Annotated in this window: 6 protein-coding genes and 1 pseudogene; 5 read left to right on the forward strand and 2 right to left on the reverse strand. The window is 41.6% G+C overall.

Annotation, left to right across the window (positions count from 1 at the left end):
- Window positions 1-95 precede the first annotated feature (95 nt).
- Genes Q9Q35_RS09605 through recN form a run of 4 tightly spaced genes read left to right on the forward strand, consistent with a single transcriptional unit; the run spans window position 96 to window position 4,033 of the window.
- Window positions 96-974 (forward strand): polyprenyl synthetase family protein, encoded by an 879-nt coding sequence (locus tag Q9Q35_RS09605; RefSeq protein ID WP_304653157.1) that lies wholly within the window; start codon window positions 96-98, stop codon window positions 972-974.
- Window positions 975-988: 14 nt separating this feature from the next.
- On the forward strand, window positions 989-1,816 hold the full coding sequence (locus Q9Q35_RS09610; RefSeq protein WP_304653158.1) for a TlyA family RNA methyltransferase: 828 nt from the start codon (window positions 989-991) through the stop codon (window positions 1,814-1,816).
- 20 nt (window positions 1,817-1,836) lie between these two features.
- Window positions 1,837-2,295, forward strand: coding sequence for an arginine repressor (locus Q9Q35_RS09615; RefSeq protein WP_304653159.1), 459 nt, complete (start codon window positions 1,837-1,839; stop codon window positions 2,293-2,295).
- 58 nt (window positions 2,296-2,353) lie between these two features.
- Window positions 2,354-4,033 carry a DNA repair protein RecN gene (gene recN, locus Q9Q35_RS09620; RefSeq protein ID WP_304653160.1) on the forward strand — a complete coding sequence of 560 codons (1,680 nt, stop codon included), beginning with the start codon at window positions 2,354-2,356 and terminating at the stop codon, window positions 4,031-4,033.
- Between the two features lie 83 nt (window positions 4,034-4,116).
- Here recN and lexA read toward each other — a convergent pair whose 3' ends face one another.
- The gene (gene lexA / locus Q9Q35_RS09625) at window positions 4,117-4,740 is read right to left on the reverse strand and encodes a transcriptional repressor LexA (protein ID WP_304653161.1); all 624 of its coding nucleotides are present in this window, start codon (window positions 4,738-4,740) and stop codon (window positions 4,117-4,119) included.
- Window positions 4,741-5,017: 277 nt separating this feature from the next.
- Window positions 5,018-5,899 (reverse strand): glycoside hydrolase family 92 protein, encoded by an 882-nt coding sequence (locus Q9Q35_RS09630; RefSeq protein ID WP_304653162.1) that lies wholly within the window; start codon window positions 5,897-5,899, stop codon window positions 5,018-5,020.
- Here Q9Q35_RS09630 and Q9Q35_RS09635 point away from each other — a divergent pair.
- A pseudogene (locus tag Q9Q35_RS09635) lies at window positions 5,871-6,040 on the forward strand (MobA/MobL family protein); the annotation flags it as partial. The gene Q9Q35_RS09630 and the pseudogene Q9Q35_RS09635 sit on opposite strands and share 29 nt — an antisense overlap.

Genomic DNA, 6,040 nt, shown 5'->3' on the forward strand with positions numbered 1-6,040 from the left:
GTGTATTGTGAGAAACTTGATGGGAGCAATACTGTTAAAGTAAATAAGGAAGGAATCTAGGGCTTCTTAGTGATCCCATACCTAGAAAGTGAAAAATGCAGTTAGCAAATTTTCAAAATAAAATGATCCCATTACTTGAACAGCATATGCGACATTACTTGACGCAATTTACTGAGAATGAGACACTTCGAGTGGCAATGCAATATTCGCTTGAAGCGGGGGGGAAACGGATCAGACCGCTTTTGATCTTGGTGATCTGCCAAAGTTTAGAAAAAAATATCGATACAGATGTTTTGAGTGTGGCGGGAAGTCTAGAATTTCTGCACACATACTCTTTGATCCATGATGATCTACCTGAGATGGATAATGACGATCTGCGGCGGGGCAAACCGACAAATCATAAAGTTTTTGGTCAAGATATAGCGGTTTTAGCAGGCGATGCTCTCTTAACTGAGGCTTTTGGCTGGTTAGCTAAAACAAAGCTTACTCCCCAAAAACGGATTACCTTGGTAGCTGAACTTGCAAAAGCAGCGGGGGCAAATGGGATGGTCGCAGGCCAAACTGGCGATATCTTAGGTGAAAAGGCCACTTTGACCTTATCTGAGTTGATGCAAGTCCATAAAAATAAAACGGGACAATTGTTGGAATATGCTTGTTTTGCCGGTGCCATTTTAGGTGAAGCAACACCAAAACAAGAACAGGCATTAGTTACTTTTGGGCAAAAATTTGGTCTAGCCTTTCAGATCTATGACGATATTTTAGATGTGACGGCAACTACAGCCGAGTTGGGTAAGACAGCTAATAAGGATGTGGCGGAAAATAAAAATACTTATCCACGCCTTTTAGGGCTAAAAGGAGCTAAACAGGCACTAGCTGATACGTTAAAGCAAGCAAAAGATCAACTTGAGCTTTTGGATGAAAGTGGTCTTGAGACTTCTCTTTTGCGTCAAGTGCTAGAGTATTTTAAATTATAAGTAAGGATGTAAGTATGAAAAAAGAACGTGTAGATGTATTATTGGTCAAGCAGGGTCTATTCGAGACACGCGAACAAGCGAAACGTGCAGTTATGGCAGGTGAGATCTTAGGTGAAAATGAAGAACGATTGGATAAACCAGGTGAAAAGATCGATCCAAGTGTCAAATTACATTTTAAGGGGAAAAAGATGCCCTATGTTAGTCGTGGTGGTTTAAAGCTTGAAAAAGCGCTCAAAGTCTTTAAACTAAGTACCAAAAATAAAACAGTCCTTGATATCGGTTCATCTACGGGTGGCTTTACTGATGTTGCCTTACAAAAAGGTGCCAAGTTGAGTTATGCCCTCGATGTGGGAACTAATCAATTAGCTTGGAAGTTGCGTCAAGATCCGCGAGTCGTTGTAATGGAGAATACTAACTTTCGCTACAGTAAATTAGACGATTTTACTGCTGGACGCCCTGATTTTGCGACGATCGATGTTTCTTTTATTTCATTACAACTTATCTTGCCGACTTTACATGCGATCTTAGAGCCGGGCGGTGACGTGGTGGCTTTGATCAAGCCTCAATTTGAGGCGGGACGTGAAAAAGTTGGTAAGCACGGGATCGTTCGGGATGAAAAAGTCCATTTAGAAGTGATCCAAGAGTTGGTCGCTTTTGCTGTCAAAGCAGGATATGATGTTTTAGACCTTGATTTTTCACCGATCACGGGTGGTGAAGGAAATATTGAATTTTTAGTCCATTTGCGTGCAACATCAAAGACTGCAACGATCAGTGCTAATGTCGATCCAAGTGCAGTGATCAAACAAGCCCATCAAACATTACTTCATCAAAAAGATAAGTAGGTAGGAAGGATGATTTCTCAGTGAGAAAACAAGATAGACAACGAATTATTAAAAAAATGATCCAGGATAATGCGATTTATCGGCAAGAAGACTTTGTTAGTCTCCTTTTAGCTAAGGGAGTTGAAGTGACTCAAGCTACTATCTCACGTGATGTAAAAGAGATGCAGCTGATCAAAGTACCGACGCCAGATGGGTCGTATCGGTATAGTTTACCGACGACCAAGAAGGATAATACCGAAAAAAAACTAAGGAAAGTTTTGCGTGACGCCTATCTTGTTTCTGACTGTCACCGTGATCTATGTATGGTCAAAGTTTTGCCTGGTAATGGGCCAGCACTTTCGAGCTTGATCTCACAAATGAACTACGATGAAGTTTTTGCTACTTTAGGTGATGATGACACGATCATGCTCTTTGCACGTTCAAATGAAGATGCGTTGCAGATCGAGCGTAAATTATTGGCCTTGGTCGATGATAAATAGGACTTTTAGATTTTGGGAAAGGAAAAACTGTTACTTTTAGCAACAGCAGGAAAGTACTTTGTTACAAGAATTAATGATCCGTGATTTTGCAATTATTGAGCAGTTGACCGTTGATTTTGGAACGAATATGACGGTCTTGACTGGTGAAACTGGGGCTGGTAAGTCCATTATTATCGATGCTTTAGGGCTACTAGCAGGTGGACGTGGCTCGAGTGATTTTATTCGCAAGGGAGCTAATAAATCATTGCTCCAAGGACAATTTACTATCCCTAAAGCAACTCGAACATATGAGCTTTTAGATGAGTTTGGGATCGAATGTGAGGATGATGTTTTGATCTTACAACGCGATATTTATCGCAGTGGCAAAAATGTTTGCCGGATAAATGGCGTTTTGGTCAATCTAGGCACACTTCGGCAGGTGGGGCAAACATTGATCGATATCCATGGGCAAAATGAGCATCAAGAATTGATGGATCCTGAGCGTCATTTAGCCTTAGTTGATAATTATCAGCCTGAGATCCTAGCTAAATTGGCACAATACCAGACACTTTATGCAGATTATCGTCGTCTTTCTCATGCACTAGAGCAACGCGAGAAAAATGCGCATGAGTGGGCTCAAAGACTTGATATGTTACAATTTCAAGTTAATGAGATCAGTGAAGCGCAGTTACACGAGGGGGAAGAAGAAGAGCTCCAAGAACAAAAACGCCAATTAGATAATTATCAAACGATCCATCACGCTTTAGAGATGAGTTATCAAGTGCTAAATGGTGAAGAATTAGATGTGATGAGTGTTCTAGGTAATGTCATGAGCGAGTTAGAAGACGTGGCTGAGTTCAATTCTGAATTAGCAGCGATCTACGAAAAGGTTTCCGATGCTTTCTATAATCTGCAAGATGCAGCGCATGAAGTTTCAGGGCAATTAAGTGATCTGGAGTGGGATGAAGAATTATTAAATTCCATCGAAGCACGGCTCGAAACGATCCATCAACTCAAGCGTAAATATGGTGATTCGATCGAAACGATCCTAACTTATTACGATAAGATAAAACGAGAACTTGAAACGATGCAACAAAGCGATGAAAACTTAGAACAGCAAGTCGAACAGGTCAAAGAAGCTCACGCCAAGGCAAAAGAATTAGCACTAGAGATCAGTGAGTTACGCAAACAAACTGCTAAACGACTCGAAGCTGAGATCCATCAGCAATTGGGTGCACTTTATATGGATAAAGCTGTTTTTGAAGTACGTTTTTTACCAGAGAACGGACAATTGACTGAAAATGGTCTTGATCGGGTCGAATTTTACATTCAAACTAATCCTGGAGAAGAAATGGGGGCTTTAGCAAAGATCGCTTCTGGTGGTGAATTATCGCGGATCATGCTCGCACTAAAGACGATCTTTGCCCAAAATAAGGGTGTGACGAGTATTATTTTTGATGAGGTCGATACTGGAGTCAGTGGGCGCGTCGCACAAGCGATTGCTGAAAAAATCAGTCAGATCGCAACTAATTCGCAAGTGCTGTGTATCACCCACTTACCACAGGTCGCAGCTGTGGCAGACCACCATTATTTCATTGCTAAACATGTAGCTAATGGTCGGACTGAAACTTCGCTTACGATCTTAAATGATAAGGAACGGATCGAAGAATTAGCTCGAATGCTATCGGGTTCTTCGATCACGACTTTGACGCTAGAACATGCAGAAGAATTGTTAAAAATGGCTAAGGCAAGTAAATAGTTCTAAAAGATGCACTTTGAGGCATCTTTTTTTGAATAAAAAAACTAGAAGTCTGTAAACTCCTAGTCACTAAAATATTGACTTTAGATCATATCACGGTAGAGTCCGATGACTTTACCTAAAATTACGACATTATCCAAGATGATCGGATCCATCGTTTCATTTTCAGGTTGTAATCTAAAATATCCGTCTTCTTTGTAGAATCGCTTGCATGTTGCTTCATCGTCTTCGGTCATGGCGATCACGATATCACCATTATCAGCAGCAGATTGTTTTCTAACGATAACTTGATCACCATCTAAGATCCCAGCATCGATCATGCTTTCACCACGAATGTTCAACATGAACAAATCATTGGCATCACTTAAATTAGGGGGTAATGGAAAATAATCAGTTGTTTCTTCAACAGTTAAGATCGGCATCCCTGCGGTCACAGTTCCAACGACTGGGATCTCATTTAAAGTGGTCTTGATCCCCAAGGCTTCTAGACCAGCTGGGGTAACTTCCATTGCCCGCGGCTTGGTAGGATCTTTTTTGAGAAAGCCTTTCTTAGTTAAGCGTGCTAAATGACCGTGTACAGTTGAGGTCGAAGAAAGTGAGACTGCTTGACAGATCTCTCGCACAGTCGGTGGATAACCTTTGCTCTCAACTGTATTGTAGATAAAACGCAAAATGTTTAGCTGTCTTTTTTCGGATGCTTTTGTCATTTTGAACACCTCAATACATTTTTATAGAGTAATTATAACATAGAAAACCAACAGTTACAAACAAGCGTTTGCTTTAGTGGAGGGAGGAAATAACTGTTAAGCAAAATATATTAAAATGTAATCAAACGCGATATAATATCTACAAAAAAGATAAAATGTGAGGTAGATATTATGGCGATATTAAAACCAAAAGAAATGGCTGAAAGATTGATTCTATTCATCAGATTTGAGGTGATAATTGCTTTCTGTAATAACTGTAGTGCAAAATTACGAAAATTTATTTATTGTCGGGGAATGACGCCGGAGTAGCTGACATCTCCATGTCTACAGTAGCTCCCGACATTATCTGCTCGTGAGTGATGAAAGTCTTGTCATAAGGCTTACCATCGATTTTTACCGAGCGGATATATATGTTTTCTTTGCTGACATCAGGAGCATTAACGGTAAATATTTTGCCGTTGTCAAGATGCAGTTGCATCTTTTTAAATAGCGGAGTTCCCAACTCATATATCCCATTTACGGGATTGACCGGATAGAAGCCCATTGCCGAGAATACAAACCAGGCCGACATCTGTCCGCAATCCTCATTGCCGCACAGACCTGCAGGAGTCGTATTGTAAAGCTGCTCGATTATTTCTGAAGCATATTTCTGAGTTAAATCGGGACGTCCGACATTGTTGTACATATACACTACATGATGGCTGGGCTCATTTCCATGAGCATATTGGCCGATCATGCCGGTGCTGAATATCGGGAGTGAGTCATTGGGTGAAGGATTGTAGGTCATCATGCTGTCGAGTTTTTCTTTAAAGCGGTCTTTCCCTCCGACAAGGTCAATGAGTCCGTCAATATCATGTTGTACCGACCAGAAATACTGCCACCCATTGCTCTCACAGATATCTTCAGTATAATCGTCGGGGTTGAAACCGTCAAGAAAATCTCCTTTAGAGTCGCGAGGCTGCATGAAAGATGTCGCAGGATTGTATACGTTTACATAATTGCCTGAGCGTCGGTAGAATTCGTCAGCGACATCCTTACGCCCCATCGTTTCAGCCATAAGAGCTATGCAGTAATCATCGAATGCATATTCGAGTGTTTTCGAAAGCGACCAATTCTCTTCTCCTTCGATATGGCGGGCGGCATGGGCGGAACTCTGCAATCAGGCATTGGAGCAGAACGGACACGCGGAGCGCGTAGACCATCGCAGTTATGAACGGCAGGGGATAGACCAGATACCCACCGTCCATTTAGGCGTTGCCGCTTCCGCTATGGAGAAGCGCGGCATCCGCACCGAGCGCGG

Source organism: uncultured Ligilactobacillus sp. (assembly GCF_948826705.1).
Taxonomy (GTDB): Bacteria; Bacillota; Bacilli; order Lactobacillales; family Lactobacillaceae; genus Ligilactobacillus.

What these genes read in the sequence shown, in the direction of transcription:
- Q9Q35_RS09605 (WP_304653157.1), top strand. Translation starts at nt 96, where the DNA reads ATGCAGTTAGCAAATTTTCAAAATAAAATGATCCCATTACTTGAACAG.
- Q9Q35_RS09610 (WP_304653158.1), top strand. Translation starts at nt 989, where the DNA reads ATGAAAAAAGAACGTGTAGATGTATTATTGGTCAAGCAGGGTCTATTC.
- lexA (WP_304653161.1), bottom strand. Translation starts at nt 4,740, where the DNA reads ATGACAAAAGCATCCGAAAAAAGACAGCTAAACATTTTGCGTTTTATC.